This is a genomic window from Aeromicrobium sp. REDSEA-S38_B2, assembly GCF_001628525.1.
Lineage (GTDB): Bacteria > Actinomycetota > Actinomycetes > Propionibacteriales > Nocardioidaceae > Aeromicrobium > Aeromicrobium erythreum.
In genome coordinates, this window is the sequence record NZ_LUNH01000023.1 from 97556 (window position 1) to 110773 (window position 13218).

Genomic DNA, 13218 nt, shown 5'->3' on the forward strand with positions numbered 1-13218 from the left:
TTCGTGGAACGGGCTGACACCGAGGAGATGGCGTCGGCGGCGGGCCGGACGCCCACCTGCCCGCGCGATGTGGACGCAGGGACTCGCCCGACCGGGCAGCAGGGCTGCTTGTGGACGGCGGCGGGGCCTCAGCCCGCGAGGAGGTCGAGACCCGACGCCACGCCCAGCAGCGAGGGCACGATGCCGACCAGGAGGAACGCGGGCAGGAAGCAGAGGCCGAGCGGGGCGGCGGTCCGGACTGCCACCGCGCGGGCCCGCTCGCGCGACCTCGCCGCCGCGTCACGACGCACGTCGGCCGCCGTGGCAGCCAGGACGGCAGCCACGGGAGCGCCCGACTGCTCGGCGCGACGGAACGCCCGGGCCAGCACGCCGAGCGTGGCGTGGCCGAGCAGCACGTCCCACACGGCGGAGGCGTCGGCGCCGGAGCGCAGCCGACCCACCACCTCCTGGAGCTCCTGCTGCAACGGCGGGGGGACGGCACCGGCCACCACGTCGAGCGCGACCACGACCGGCCGGCCCGACGCCAGCACCGCCACGAGGAGGTCGAGCGCAGCGGGCAGCTGCAACGCCGCCAGCTCGCGACGACGACGCTCGGCTGCGGACACCCGGGTGGCGACCGCGGCGCGCGCGACCGGGGTCGCCACGAGCGCGACGACCGCGCCCGGCGCGGGACCGAGCACGAGGAGGCTGGCCACGGGCACGAGGACCGTGACCGCCAGCCGAGGCGACGGTCGTCGTCGCGACGGCGGAGCACCGATCAGCGCGCGGTGCCGGTCCAGCGCAGGTGCGGGCAGCGCCAGCCACACGGCCGCTGCGGCGCACAGGCACGCGGCAAGGTTCACGTCCGGGCCTCGGCGGTGGCGACGATCCGCTCGACCCAGGCGAGCCCGAGAAGCGCCAGGGCGCAGCCGGCGGCAAGACAGGTCGCGCCGGGCAAGGTCGCCGTGAGCACGTGCACCGGGTCGCCGCCGAGCCCCGACCCCAGCCCCAGTCCGAGCACGGGGAGCACCGCGAGCAGACGGGCGGTCGCCCGCGACGAGGCGACCTCGGCCCGCACCTCGCGGCCGAGGTCGCGCTCGGAGCGCACCGCGTCGACCACGCGGTCGAGGACGTCGGCGACGGGCGCACCGGACCGCTCCGCCACGCGCCAGGCCGCCGCGACCTGCACGAGGTCGTCAGCCCCGGGACGCCGCGCGACGATGTCGAGCGCGGCCGCCACGTCGCCACCGCGCCGTGCAGCGTCGGCGACGCGCCGGAGCTCGGGCAGGTCGTCGCCGGCGTTCCGCAAGGCCTCGACGGGCAGGACGCCGGCGCGGAGCTCGGCGGCGAGCAGCTCGAGCGTCGCCGCCACGCGCGTGCCCAGCTCGGCCGCGACGCGACGTCCGCGGGCCTGCGCGACGAGCCGCCACCCGGCGAGGGCGCAGCCGGCCGCGGTCGCGAGGAGGACGGCGGGCACGGGCGACGTCGCGACCCAGGGCGCCACCGCGCCGGCGAGCACGACGGGGAGCCAGCCGCCCCAGCCCGAGCGCAGCCGACGCCCGGCCCCCGCGGCGAGCCGGCGCACCGTGTCGCCGTCGACGACCGCATCCGGTCCGAGGCGTGCGGCCAGCAGCCATCGCGCGGGCGGCCACCAGAGCAGCACCGCTCCGGCGGCGCACCCGGCGCTCAGCAACGGCAGGCCGGTCGTCAGGGTCACGCCCCGCCCTCGACGAGGCCGACCCAGCGCTCGTGCGCGGGGCCCGCGACCCAGCGTCCGTCGACGAGGCCGGCCGCGCGCACGCAGCCCACCCGCCCGGACGCACCGTCCGCGAGGAGGACGCCGACCTCGTGGACCCGACGCACGCCGTCGCGCCCTCGCCTCAGGTGCACGACGGCCTGCACCCCGGCCGCCAGCTGGCTGTGCACCGCGTCGCGGGCCAGCCCGCCGGCGACACCCAAGGCCTCGAACCGGGCCGGCACGTCGGCCGCGGAGTTGGCGTGCAGCGTACCGCAGCCGCCCTCGTGGCCGGTGTTCAGCGCGGCCAGCAGGTCGACGACCTCACCGCCGCGCACCTCGCCCACCACCAGGCGGTCCGGCCGCATCCGCAGCGCCTGGCGCACGAGGTCGCGCAACGTCACGCGACCCGCACCCTCGACGTTGGCCGGACGCGCCTCGAGCGCCACGACGTGCGGGTGCTCCGGCACCAGCTCGGCCGCGTCCTCGACGAGCACGAGCCGCTCCTGCCGCGGGACCAGGCCGAGGAGCGTCGACAGCAGCGTCGTCTTGCCGGTCCCGGTGCCGCCGCTGACGACGAAGGCCGCCCGTGCCGCGACGAGGCGGCGCAGGACCTCCGCCGCCTCGGGATGCACCCCGCCCGCAGCCACGAGCGCCTCGAGCGTGAAGGAGCGGCGGGCCGGGACGCGCAGGCTGATGCTCGTCCCCGGCCGCACCAGAGGAGCGAGCACGGCGTGCAGCCGGGTGCCGTCGGGCAGCCGGGCGTCGACCCAGGGACTGGCGTCGTCGAGCCGCCGGCCGGCCTGGGTCGCGAGACGTCGGGCCAGCCGCTGGACCGCGACGTCGTCGGCGAAGTCGAGGTCGACGCGCTCGAGACCGTGGCCGCGCTCGACGTGCACCGCGTGCGGCCCGTTGACGACGACGTCGGTGACCTGCGGGTCGTCGAGCAGCGGCTGGAGCTCACCGGCCCCGCGACGCTCGCGCTGCAAGGCGTCGACGACACCGAGCACGGTGGTGCTGCCCCGCAGCCCCGCCTCGAGGCCCAGCGCCTCCGCCACGGCCTGCGGCGTGGGTTCGCGGACCTCGACGGCCAGCCGCGCGCGCACCCGTGCGACGAGAGCGGCGTCGACGTCGGTCATGCCACCGTTCCCAGCCCGAGCAAGTCGAGCACCTGGCCCGACGCGCGACGCAGGGTCCGGGAACGGCCCGGGCCTCGCCCGTGGTCGACGTCGCCGCGCAGCCGCCGGTCGTGGCCGAGCCGCGCGACCACCGGGAGCCGCAGCGCCTCCGCCACCGGGCCGGAGCCGAGCCCGCCGGGCCGGCGGACGGTCACGAGCAGGACCCGCGGCACGTGCGCCCGGACCCGGGTCAGCGCGATGCGACCGGCAGCCACGCAGCGCACGTCCTCGGGCACCACCAGCACCGCGCCCTCGCAACGCTGCAGCGCCGCGGTGCCGAGCCCGTCGAGGTGTCGGGGCACGTCAGCGACGACGACGTCGTAGGCACGGGCCGCGGCGGCGAGCACGTCGGGCGCGACGTCGGCGGGCACCGCGGCACCGTCGCGCGGGCAGGCCAGCACCGCAACCCCGCGGTGCTCGGGCAGCAGCCGAGAGAGGCGGGTGGCGCCGACGTGCCCGTCGGCGCCACCCAGGGCGGACCAGCGCACGCCCTCGACCCGTTCGGCGCCGAGGACGAGGTCGACGCCGGCTCCCCTGGTGTCGGCGTCGACCAGCACCGGCCGATGACCACGACGTGCCGCCTCGAGCGCGACTGCGGTGGCCAGCGTCGACGCACCCGCTCCGCCCACCGCTCCGACGACGGCGAGGCTGGCTGCCTCGCCGTCGCCGTCGAGCAGCGCACCGAGCCGGTCGAGCACGACCGGCTCGTCGCGCGCGTCGAGGACGGCCTCCGCGCCGAGCGCCACCGCGTGGCGCCACACCGACCCCTCGGCCGTCCCCGGATCCACCAGCAGCACGCCGTCACGACGCGGGGGCGCCGTGCCGGCGAGCGGGCCGGCGAGGTCGGCGGCCACGAGCACCGCCCGGGCCGCCGACCAGGACCTCCGCGCCGCCACGGCGTCCGACGCGACCTCGGGGGTGACGCCCACGGCCGCGCACCAGCGCAGCGCGTCGTCCAGCGCGTCGGGGTCGGCCGTGGCCACGAGCAGGGGCGCGGTGTCCATGACGTCCACGCAACCAGCGGGCGCCGGCCGGCGGAAGCCTGCCCCGCCCTGCCTGTGGACGGACGGACGCCGCACGACGCACCGGCGTGCGCACCTGTGGACGACGCTTGCGCGAGCGGGCCTATCCTGGCCGGGTGAGCCCCCGTTCGGCCGCGTTCTTCGACCTGGACAAGACGATCATCGCCCGGTCCAGCGCCCTGGCCTTCAGCAAGCCGTTCTTCGAGGGCGGGCTGCTGACCCGGCGCGCCGTGCTCCGCAGCGCCTACGCGAACTTCATGTTCGGTCTCAACGGCGCCGACCACGACCAGCTGGAGAAGATGCGCCAGCAGATGACGTCGCTCATCGCCGGGTGGGACGTGGAGGTCGTGCGCGACGCCGTGCGCCGCACGCTCCGCGACGTCATCGACCCCATCGTGTACGCCGAGGCCGTCGACCTCGTCCAGCACCACCAGCGGGCCGGGCGCGACGTCGTCATCGTCTCCGCGTCGGGCTCGGAGGTCGTCGGTCCGGTCGGCGAGCTGCTGGGCGTGCACGACGTCATCGCCACCCGGTTGGTCGAGCGCGACGGTCGCTACACCGGCGAGGTCGACTTCTACGCCTACGGCCCGCACAAGGCGACGGCCATGCGCCGGCTCGCCGAGGAGCGCGGCTACGACCTCGACGCCTGCTTCGCCTACTCCGACTCCGAGACCGACGTGCCGATGCTCGAGGCCGTCGGCCACCCGTTCGCCGTCAACCCCGACAAGGCGCTGCGCCGGATCGCCGTCGAGCGCGAGTGGCCGGTGCTGGTGTTCGACCGTCCGGTCGCGCTGCGCAGCCGCCTGGGACTGCACAGCACGACGGGCCGCGCGTTCTGGGCCCTGGTCGGGGCCGGCGCCGCCGTGGGCACCGCGCTGCTGGTGCAGCGAGGGCTGCGCACCCGCCGCGCGCCCGGCCGGTGGCCGCTCGTGCGCTCGTGAAACCGGGCACGTGAGGTTACGTCCGCGTAGGGGTTCCGTCGTCCCGTCGGCAGGCGTAGAAAAGGACGCAGCAGGACAACTCCACAGACGGCCCAGCACCCAGTACCCACGCGGCGATCACCCGTCCCACTGGGTTGTCGAGCCTCCGGGACACCCGTCACCGCCGGCGGACCCGGGCCGACGATACGGAACTGCACGCCTGGTAGCTGATGCGATGCTGGACCCCCTGGACGGCGCCACCTACCCCGGTGGCGCCGTCCTCCTGAGTCAGCGCGGACGTCGGCTCAGCCGGCGGCGGGCAGCGGGTCGCGCGAGAACCACGCGAGTCCGAATCCCGGTCCGCCGGTCTCGTGACGCACGAGGGAGAGCCCGGCGGCCTCGAGGAAGGTCCGCAGCTCGCCGAAGTCGTGGTCGTCGGAGTGGTGGTACTCCATGACGACGCGCCGCACCCCGGACCAGAGCGCCGGGTCGGACTCGAGCACGATGCCGTACTCGGCGCCCTCGGCGTCCATCTTGATCAGGTCGACGATGCCCTCGAGGTTGTCCTCGGCGCCGATCGGCAGAGCGATCGGAACCGGGGTCGCCCCGGTGCGGTCCTTGATCATCTTCACGCAGTTGAAGAAGTCGGCGCCGATCTTGTCCATCTTGTTGACGAAGCAGATGCGCGGAACGTGGAGAAGCAGCCGATGTGCGCGCCGATGTCGACCACGTGCACGTCGTCGGGCAGACCCTGCGCGAACCAGTCGAGCGAGTACTCGTCCTCGGCGAACACCTCGTAGACGGGCACCCGGGCGCCGGGGGCGTTGGGGCAGTGGATGGTCAGGCCGTCGACCTCGAAGGCCAGCTCGTCGGCGCCGGTCGCCATGTGGCGCAGCACCGTCCAGCCGTTGTCGAACACCGAGACCGTCTGACGGGTGCGGCGGGCCACCCAGGTGGCGCGGTCGAGGACGGTCATGGGGCCTCCGGTGATGTCGGGATGGGGAGGGGGTCGTCCGACGCGACGTCCGCGTCGGCGCTGGCCCGGTCGACGGCGAACGCCGCCGACGCGAGGAACGGGAGGGCGAGGACCGCCCAGACGTAGCGGTCCCAGAGGATCGTCGTCATGAAGCCGATCATCAGGTAGCCCAGGCAGGGCAGGACGAGGAGCCCGCCGACGCGGTCGAGGCTGAGCGAGCGGACCACCGTCGAGCCCAGCATGACCACGAAGAACGCGAAGCCGACGATGCCGACGGCGGCCGCGACCTGCAGGTAGATGTTGTGCGCCTTGAGCACGTCGGACAGGCCGTTGCCGAGGATCGGGTGGCTGAGGAAGACCTCCCACGCCTCGCGGGCGATCACCTCGCGCTCGGCGTTGGAGCCCTGCGAGGACCCGCCGCCGAGCAGACGCCCCAGGGCGTTGTCGCTGGCGGCCAGGTTCGAGATGTTCACGCCGACGTAGTACAGCGGCACCAGGCCCAGCCCGAAGAGGGTCAGCGCGACGGTGACCGAGCGGCTGACCAGCACCCAGAGCACGAGCACCGCTCCCGCCGCCACGAGTGCCGCACGGCTCCCGCTGATCCACACGCCCCATGCGCAGACCGCCGTCGCGGCCACGACCGCCGGTCGCCATCCGCGTGGCACAGCGGCCAGCAGGAACGGCAGCAGGGCGATCGCGAGCATCGCGCACAGGCCCATGACGTTCGGGTGCGTCGAGTACCCGATGCGACGACCACCGTCGCCGACGCCGCCGACCGTGTAGGCGGCCACGACGTTCGCGACGTTCCCGGCGACGTAGGCCAGCGCGAGCGAGACGACCACGGCGCGCGGCGGCCGCCATGCCATGTAGAAGATGGGGAGCAGCAGCGCCCCGACCACCAGGCGCAGCAGGTTGTTCAGGCTGGTCCCCGGGTCGGCCGCCAGGGCCGACGTGAACAGGCTCACCACGACGAAGGCCGCCCCGGCCCCGAGGAAGAGCGGGTCGATGACCAGCCGCCGACCGATGAGCACCGGCACGAGCGCGAACACGCCGAGCAGCAGGATGATGTCGGACGTCGACGCGAACGCCAGGGCCGCGACGGGGCGCAGGTTGTCGAGCGGCGACAGCGCCGTGCCGAGCACCAGGAAGCCGATGGCGGCGCCCTCGAAGCCCACGACGGCGAGCACCGCCACGCCGGTGAGGACGAGCAGGAGCACGACGCCGACCACCACGGACGACGCCGCCCGCGGCACGAGCAGCACGACGGCGAGGCCCGTGACGATGGCGGGCACCGCCGAGCGGACCTGCTCCACCCACTCGGGGCGCAGCGTCCCGTTCGACCGCTGCCGCGTCACGCCGCTCATGCCTGGGTGCCCACCCTGCTCACCGCCGGACGCGTCGTCCGCGCGTCGTGAGGCCGCGGAGCTTCTCCTCGACCACGGCGGCGCGCGGCTCCGGCTCGGGCTCCGCCTGCGGGGAGTAGCCGTACCCGTAGCCGTGGCCGTACCCGTAGCCGTAGCCGTCCGCGTCGCCCGAACGGCGCGGGGTGCGGTTCAGGACCGTGCCGAAGAGACGACCACCGATCGTCTGGATGCGGCCGACGGCGAGGCGCAGCTGCTCGCGGGTCGTGGAGCCGTGGCGGACCAGCAGCAGCACACCGTCGACCTCGGGCAGCAGGATCGAGGCGTCGGCGACCGGCAGCATCGGCGGCGCGTCGATGATGACCGCGTCGTACTGCTCACGGACCCGCGTGAGGAGGTCGCGCATGGCCTGCGTGTCGAGCACCTCCGCCGGGTTCGGCGGGGCGGGGCCGGTGCCCATGAAGCTGATGCCGCTGACGTGCGGCTGCGTCGCCTCCTCCAGCGACGTGCGGCCGACGAGGACCGTGACGACGCCGACGGAGTTCTCGAGCCCCAGCAGCTCGGCGACGTTGGGGTTGCGCATGTCGGCGTCGATGAGCAGCACCGAGCGGCCCGACTGCGCCATCGACAGCGCCAGGTTCGTGGCGACCAGCGTCTTGCCCTCGTTCGGCAGCGCGCTGGAGACGAGGATCGCGTGGCTCTCGCCGTCGATGTCGGAGAACTGCAGGTTCGTGCGCAGCACGCGGAACGCCTCGGCCAGGCTGCCGCCGGTCTCCGTCATGAGCGGCGTGCGCTTGACGAGCGGGTCGAAGGGCAGCGTCGCGAGGACGGCCTGCTCGCTGATCCGCTCGACGTCCTGCCGCGACTTGACCGTGCGGTCGAAGAGGTCGCGCAGCAGGGCCCCAACGATCGCCAGGAACAGGCTCACGAGCAGGCCGATGCCGATGTTGAGCGGGATGTTCGGCGACACGGGGACGTCGCTGATGCTCGGCTCGGCGGCGATGCGGGCGGCGATGGCGGGCGCCTCGTCGCGGATCGACGGACGCTCCAGCTGCTCGACGAGGTCGACGAGCTGGTCGGCCGTGGCACCGGCGATGCGCTGCGCACCCTCGGGCGTGTCGGCCGTGACCTGCAGGTCGATGGTCTGGGTGTTGGTGATGACCGTCGCCGACACGTGCTTCTCGAGGTCCTCGACCGACTCGTCGAGGTTCAGGTCGTCGACGACGCGCTGCAGCAGCGACGGGTCGGTCGCGAGCTCGGCGTACGACGCGACGCGCTGGGTGACGATGAACGAGGCCGCGTACTCCGCCGAGCCGCCCGACGGCGTCGAGATGAAGACCTTCACGGACGAGCCGTACTGCGGCGAGGACAGCAGCACCACGGCGACCGTGATGATCGCCCCCACCACGAACGTGACGGTGCTGAAGATCCAGCGCGCGCGCAGGGCGCCGACGAACTGCCGCAGGTCCACGGCTCTCCCTCCTGCTCCCGCCCTCGGCGGGTCGATGCGAAGTCTAGGCCAGCGACCATCTCTCCCTCGGCCCTTCTCGCGTTCCAACGACGCGGCGGCGTCCGGGTCACGGCACAGGTGGCGGCCCGGGTGACGTACAGGTCGGGGTACGTGTCTGCGGCGTTCGTCACGCACCCACCCGTAACGTCCTCGCGCCCGGTCGTTGTACAGGCGTACGGACACACGCCGCGGCCGACGTCGCGGGCGACTTCCCACGGAGGGCGGACGAGGCATGACGGTTCTGGTGACGGGTGCGGGCGGCTTCATCGGCGGACATCTCGCCGCCGACCTGCTGGCACAGGGCCTGCAGGTCCGCGCGGTCGACAAGAAGCCGGTCGAGGAGTGGTACCAGGTCCACGCCGACGCCGAGAACGTCGTCGCCGACTGCTCCGACATGGGCGACGCGCACAAGATGGCCGTGGGCACGCAGGCGATCTACAACCTCGCCGCCGACATGGGCGGCATGGGCTTCATCGAGAACAACAAGGCCGAGTGCATGCTGTCGGTGCTGACCAGCACCAACATGCTCGTCGCCGCGCGCGACGCCGGCACGGAGCAGTTCTTCTACAGCAGCTCGGCCTGCGTCTACAACGGCACCAAGCAGACCGACCCCGACGTCACCGCCCTCAAGGAGTCCGACGCCTACCCGGCGGACCCGGAGGACGGCTACGGCTGGGAGAAGCTGTTCAGCGAGCGCATGGCGCGCCACTTCCGCGAGGACTTCGGCCTGCACACCCGCGTCGCCCGCTACCACAACGTCTACGGCCCCGAGGGCACGTTCGAGGGCGGCCGCGAGAAGGCCCCCGCGGCACTGTCGCGCAAGATCGCGTGGGCCAAGCTCACCGGCGAGCACACGATCGACGTGTGGGGCGACGGCGAGCAGAGCCGCAGCTTCATGTACATCGACGACTGCGTCCGCGGCACCCAGGAGATCCTGAAGGGCGACAACGTGGAGCCGGTCAACCTGGGCTCCTCCGAGCTCGTCACCATCAACCAGATGATCGGCATCCTCGAGGACATCGCCGGCATCACCGTGCAGAAGCAGCACGACCTGAGCGCCCCGCAGGGCGTCCGCGGTCGCAACAGCGACAACACGATGTTCCACGAGCTGTACGGCTGGGAGCCGTCGATCTCCCTGCGCGACGGCCTGGAGAAGACGTACGCCTGGATCTACGACCAGCTGGCTCCGCGGGTCTGACGGGCTTCTCGTCGACCTGCGGGTGCGCTGGCGGGGGTCCTCGTCGACCTGCGGCTGCGCTGGCGCGGTTCTCGTTCGGGTGGGGCTGCGTCGGCGCGGCTTGCTGCTCGGGTGGGGCTGCGTCGGCGCGGCTTCGCGCTCGGGTGGGGCTGCGTCCGCGCGGCTCAGTGTGGGTGTGGTCTCCGAAGGGCCTCGACCGGGCGGCTGGCGGGCGCGCTGGTCTGGGGTCTCGGGCTGTGGCTCGCGTCGGACGCAAGGATCTGCGTTCGTGCGTAGGACTCCAAGGCTGCTGCGTTTCCTACGGGATCCCGTCGCCAACGCAGAAGCGTTCGATCCCGGGCGCGTGAATGGCGAATCGTGGGTGCCCTTGAGGGTGGGGTGGGCACCGCTCGACCCTCAACACCAACCCGCAGCCCGAGATCCCGGACCAGTGCGCCACCCAGCCGCCCGGTCGAGGCCCTTGCGGAGCGCAGGACGAGTCGAAGCCGCGCCAGCGCAGCCCCACCCGTGCAGAGAGCCGCGCCGACGCAGCCGCAGGACACCAAGAAGCCGCGCCGGCGCAGCCGCAGGTCACCAAGAAGCCGCGCCGACGCAGCCCCAGGACAAGGACAGCAGCAGGCAGAGCCTCAGCGCCGACCCTGCGCGACCGGGGACGCCTCGGCGCCGCGCGCCTGGGCCTGGGAGGCGTACTGGAGCCACTGCTGGATGCCGGTGGCGTCGCCGCGGGCGTAAGCGGTGAGGGCGGCGGCGTAGCCGGCGGGCTCGGCGGCGTGGCCGGCCTCGGGGACGACGACGGAGGCGGGGTCGACGCCCTTCACGACGAGCACGAGACGCTCGGCCGCGCGGGCGACCATGCCGCCGTGCGCGGCGAACGCGCCCGACGTGGCCACCTCGGCGTGCACGAGGGCGGCGACGACGAGCCCCGGGGCCTCCGTGGGGCGGGCAGCGAGCCGCGCCAGCTCCGCCAGCCGCGCCGCGCCGCCGGCGTCGGCGGGGCGGCCGAGCTCGTCGTCCGGCACGCTGCCCGACGCGGCCAGCGCGTGCAGGCGGGCGAGCGCCTGCAGCGGCGACCGGCCCCAGACCGGAACAAGACCCAGCAGCTCGACGTTCAGCCGCACCGCCGAGCGCGCCACGACGTCGCCTCCCCCGCCGGCGAGCAGCTCCACCGCGGGGTCCTCGCCGTCGTCGGTGACCGGCGGCAGCTCGCTGCCCTCCAGCCGCGCCGTGGCGACCGCACCGAGCAGGAGCGAGCGGGCCGTGTCCTCCGGCGTCGTGCGCCGCAGGCCACGGTCGCGCAGCAGGGCGTCGATGCCGTCGCGCGTCGCCGCGAACGCCGAGGGCACCCCCTCGAGGGACGCCGCGGGCAGGAACGGGTCGACGGGCTCTGACACGCCCCGAAGCGTACCGAGCGGACGTCCGCGGACCGGTAGCCTGCGGGTGTGAGCGAGCTGTTCGACCAGGCGGCACGGTCCGCCCCCGGCACCGACGAGGCGCACGACCGCCTCGTCAAGTGGCTGGTGGGCGACCGCCTCGCGTGCGTGCTGCTGCTCGAGGACTCCTCGCTCGCCTTCCGGCTCGCCGAGCAGGGGCACGAGGTCGTGGTCGCGGGCGAGGACGTGCGCACCGTCCGCTCGCCCGACGTGCTCTACGTGCGCACCGTCGGTCCCCGCCTGCCGTTCGTGGCCGACGCGTTCGACGCGGTGGTCACGCCACAGCTGCACGACGACCAGACCGTGCTGGCCGAGCAGGCCCGCGTGCTGCGCGCCGGCGGGGGGCTCTCGAGCCTCGCGCGCGACCACGACGAGACGCTGCCGTGGGTCCGGCGCCTGCGCGAGGTGGCGGGACGTCGGCCGGCGCCGCCCGCCCCGGCCACCGGCACGGTCGAGGCCTCCGGGCTCTTCCACCCCCTCGAGACGACCGAGCACGCCACGTGGGAGGAGCTCGACCTCCCCGCGCTGCTGCAGTACGCCCGCGAGACCGGACGCCAGCCCGTCGAGGACGCGACGCTGTCGCGCGTGCGGGAGCTGTTCGACCAGAACACCGCGCAGAGCGGCAGCCTGCGGCTGCGTCACCTGCTGCGCGGCACGCGGGCCCGCGTGCGCAAGGAGCCGCGCTCGCAGGGACCCCAGCCGCCGGACACGCTGCTGCTCGAGCTGCGGTGAGCCCCCTCCTCGCGGCCCTGCTCGGCGTCCTGCTGGGCGGGCTCGGCCACGCCGTGCTGCGTCGGCGCCGCCTGCGCGGCACCCCGCTCGGGTCGCCCGAGGAGCGCGCCACCTACGAGGCGCTGCACCGCACCGCCCTGGCGGCACCGGCCCTGCGGCAGGGGCTCGACCGCTCCAGCGCCCTCGAGACCCTGCCCCACGTGCGCGCCCTGCTCGGCACGCCGACGGTGGGTCTGACCGACACCACCACGCACCTTGCCTGGGACGGACCCGACGACCCGACCGACCCGGGTCTGGCCGACGTCGTCGCGGCGACGTTGCGCACCGGCCGCACCCAGGCCGCCGGGCCGGCCGTCGCCGCTCCCCTCGTGGTCGACGAACGGGTCATCGGCGCACTCGTCGTGGTGGCCGAGCAGCCGTCGGCCGGGCTGCTGCGGGCGACCGCCGAGGTCGCCGCGTGGATGTCGGGCCAGCTCGAGCTGGCCGAGCTCGACAAGTCCCGCACCGCGCTCATGGCGGCCGAGCTGCGGGCGCTGCGCGCGCAGATCTCGCCGCACTTCGTCTACAACTCCCTCGGTGCGATCGCGTCGTTCGTGCGCACCGACCCCGAGCGGGCGCGCGAGCTCCTGCTCGAGTTCGCCGACTTCACGCGCTACTCCTTCCGCCAGCACGGCGACTTCACGACCCTGGCCGAGGAGCTGCGCTCGATCGAGCGCTACCTGGTGCTCGAGAAGGCACGCTTCGGCGACCGTCTGCGCGTGGTCACCCGGGTGGCGCCGGAGGTGCTCAACGTCCGGCTCCCGTTCCTGGCCGTCCAGCCGCTGGTCGAGAACGCCGTGCGGCACGGCCTGGAGGGGCAGCAGGGGGCCGGCACCGTCACCCTCGTGGCCCTCGACGAGGGCGCCGACTGCGTCATCTCCATCGAGGACGACGGCGTGGGCAGCGACCCCGAGACGGTCCGGGCCGTGCTGTCGGGCGACACGTCGTCGGCGTCCGTGGGCCTGGCGAACGTCGACGAGCGGCTGCGCACGGTCTACGGCAACGACCGGGGCATCGTGGTCGAGACCGCCCCGGGGCTGGGCACGAAGGTCACGTTGCGGATCCCCAAGTTCGCACCCCCGTGACCTTCGGCGTCCACGACGGTTGATGGGGGCGAAGGTCCACGTGGGAGGAGCAA

Annotated in this window: 13 protein-coding genes; 4 read left to right on the plus strand and 9 right to left on the minus strand. The window is 74.3% G+C overall.

Annotation, left to right across the window (positions count from 1 at the left end; all coding sequences use genetic code 11):
- Nucleotides 1-128: 128 nt before the first annotated feature.
- The 4 genes from A6Q81_RS06255 to ssd are packed head-to-tail and all read right to left on the minus strand — an operon-like array spanning nt 129 to nt 3896.
- Nucleotides 129-842: a type II secretion system F family protein gene (locus A6Q81_RS06255; protein ID WP_286689867.1), complete on the minus strand. Its 714-nt coding sequence runs from the start codon at nt 840-842 to the stop codon at nt 129-131.
- Nucleotides 839-1696, minus strand: coding sequence for a type II secretion system F family protein (locus A6Q81_RS06260; RefSeq protein ID WP_286689868.1), 858 nt, complete (start codon nt 1694-1696; stop codon nt 839-841). Before A6Q81_RS06260 ends, A6Q81_RS06255 begins: the two co-directional genes overlap by 4 nt.
- Nucleotides 1693-2853, minus strand: a complete 1161-nt coding sequence (locus A6Q81_RS06265) for a TadA family conjugal transfer-associated ATPase (protein WP_286689869.1) — start codon at nt 2851-2853, stop codon at nt 1693-1695. The genes A6Q81_RS06260 and A6Q81_RS06265 overlap by 4 nt, the downstream gene beginning before the upstream one ends.
- The gene (ssd, locus tag A6Q81_RS06270; protein WP_286689870.1) at nt 2850-3896 is read right to left on the minus strand and encodes a septum site-determining protein Ssd; all 1047 of its coding nucleotides are present in this window, start codon (nt 3894-3896) and stop codon (nt 2850-2852) included. The genes A6Q81_RS06265 and ssd overlap by 4 nt, the downstream gene beginning before the upstream one ends.
- Before the next feature lie 134 nt (nt 3897-4030).
- Here ssd and A6Q81_RS06275 point away from each other — a divergent pair, with 134 nt between their 5' ends.
- Nucleotides 4031-4855 carry an HAD family hydrolase gene (locus tag A6Q81_RS06275; RefSeq protein WP_286689871.1) on the plus strand — a complete coding sequence of 275 codons (825 nt, stop codon included), beginning with the start codon at nt 4031-4033 and terminating at the stop codon, nt 4853-4855.
- A gap of 284 nt (nt 4856-5139) precedes the next feature.
- Here A6Q81_RS06275 and A6Q81_RS06280 read toward each other — a convergent pair whose 3' ends face one another.
- The 4 genes from A6Q81_RS06280 to A6Q81_RS06295 are packed head-to-tail and all read right to left on the minus strand — an operon-like array spanning nt 5140 to nt 8642.
- Complete coding sequence (locus A6Q81_RS06280) at nt 5140-5499, minus strand: FkbM family methyltransferase (protein WP_286689872.1); 360 nt, start codon at nt 5497-5499, stop codon at nt 5140-5142.
- Nucleotides 5463-5810: a hypothetical protein gene (locus A6Q81_RS06285; protein ID WP_286689873.1), complete on the minus strand. Its 348-nt coding sequence runs from the start codon at nt 5808-5810 to the stop codon at nt 5463-5465. The genes A6Q81_RS06280 and A6Q81_RS06285 overlap by 37 nt, the downstream gene beginning before the upstream one ends.
- Complete coding sequence (locus A6Q81_RS06290) at nt 5807-7174, minus strand: O-antigen ligase family protein (protein WP_067859979.1); 1368 nt, start codon at nt 7172-7174, stop codon at nt 5807-5809. The genes A6Q81_RS06285 and A6Q81_RS06290 overlap by 4 nt, the downstream gene beginning before the upstream one ends.
- A gap of 19 nt (nt 7175-7193) precedes the next feature.
- Nucleotides 7194-8642, minus strand: coding sequence for a tyrosine-protein kinase domain-containing protein (locus A6Q81_RS06295; protein ID WP_067859982.1), 1449 nt, complete (start codon nt 8640-8642; stop codon nt 7194-7196).
- A 271-nt stretch (nt 8643-8913) separates the two neighbouring features.
- On the opposite strand from A6Q81_RS06295, the gene A6Q81_RS06300 reads away from it, so the two are divergent.
- Nucleotides 8914-9879, plus strand: coding sequence for an NAD-dependent epimerase/dehydratase family protein (locus A6Q81_RS06300; protein WP_067859985.1), 966 nt, complete (start codon nt 8914-8916; stop codon nt 9877-9879).
- Nucleotides 9880-10505: 626 nt separating this feature from the next.
- Here the strand turns inward: A6Q81_RS06300 and A6Q81_RS06305 are convergent.
- Complete coding sequence (locus A6Q81_RS06305) at nt 10506-11270, minus strand: oxidoreductase (protein ID WP_067859987.1); 765 nt, start codon at nt 11268-11270, stop codon at nt 10506-10508.
- Between the two features lie 48 nt (nt 11271-11318).
- Here A6Q81_RS06305 and A6Q81_RS06310 point away from each other — a divergent pair, with 48 nt between their 5' ends.
- Together A6Q81_RS06310 and A6Q81_RS06315 are read left to right on the plus strand one after the other, a co-directional pair.
- Nucleotides 11319-12041 carry a hypothetical protein gene (locus tag A6Q81_RS06310; protein ID WP_286689874.1) on the plus strand — a complete coding sequence of 241 codons (723 nt, stop codon included), beginning with the start codon at nt 11319-11321 and terminating at the stop codon, nt 12039-12041.
- Nucleotides 12038-13165 carry a sensor histidine kinase gene (locus A6Q81_RS06315; RefSeq protein WP_286689875.1) on the plus strand — a complete coding sequence of 376 codons (1128 nt, stop codon included), beginning with the start codon at nt 12038-12040 and terminating at the stop codon, nt 13163-13165. Before A6Q81_RS06310 ends, A6Q81_RS06315 begins: the two co-directional genes overlap by 4 nt.
- Nucleotides 13166-13218 lie beyond the last annotated feature (53 nt).

What these genes read in the sequence shown, in the direction of transcription:
- ssd (WP_286689870.1), bottom strand. Translation starts at nt 3,896, where the DNA reads ATGGACACCGCGCCCCTGCTCGTGGCCACGGCCGACCCCGACGCGCTG.
- A6Q81_RS06285 (WP_286689873.1), bottom strand. Translation starts at nt 5,810, where the DNA reads ATGACCGTCCTCGACCGCGCCACCTGGGTGGCCCGCCGCACCCGTCAG.
- A6Q81_RS06280 (WP_286689872.1), bottom strand. Translation starts at nt 5,499, where the DNA reads ATGGACAAGATCGGCGCCGACTTCTTCAACTGCGTGAAGATGATCAAG.
- A6Q81_RS06265 (WP_286689869.1), bottom strand. Translation starts at nt 2,853, where the DNA reads ATGACCGACGTCGACGCCGCTCTCGTCGCACGGGTGCGCGCGCGGCTG.
- A6Q81_RS06290 (WP_067859979.1), bottom strand. Translation starts at nt 7,174, where the DNA reads ATGAGCGGCGTGACGCGGCAGCGGTCGAACGGGACGCTGCGCCCCGAG.
- A6Q81_RS06300 (WP_067859985.1), top strand. Translation starts at nt 8,914, where the DNA reads ATGACGGTTCTGGTGACGGGTGCGGGCGGCTTCATCGGCGGACATCTC.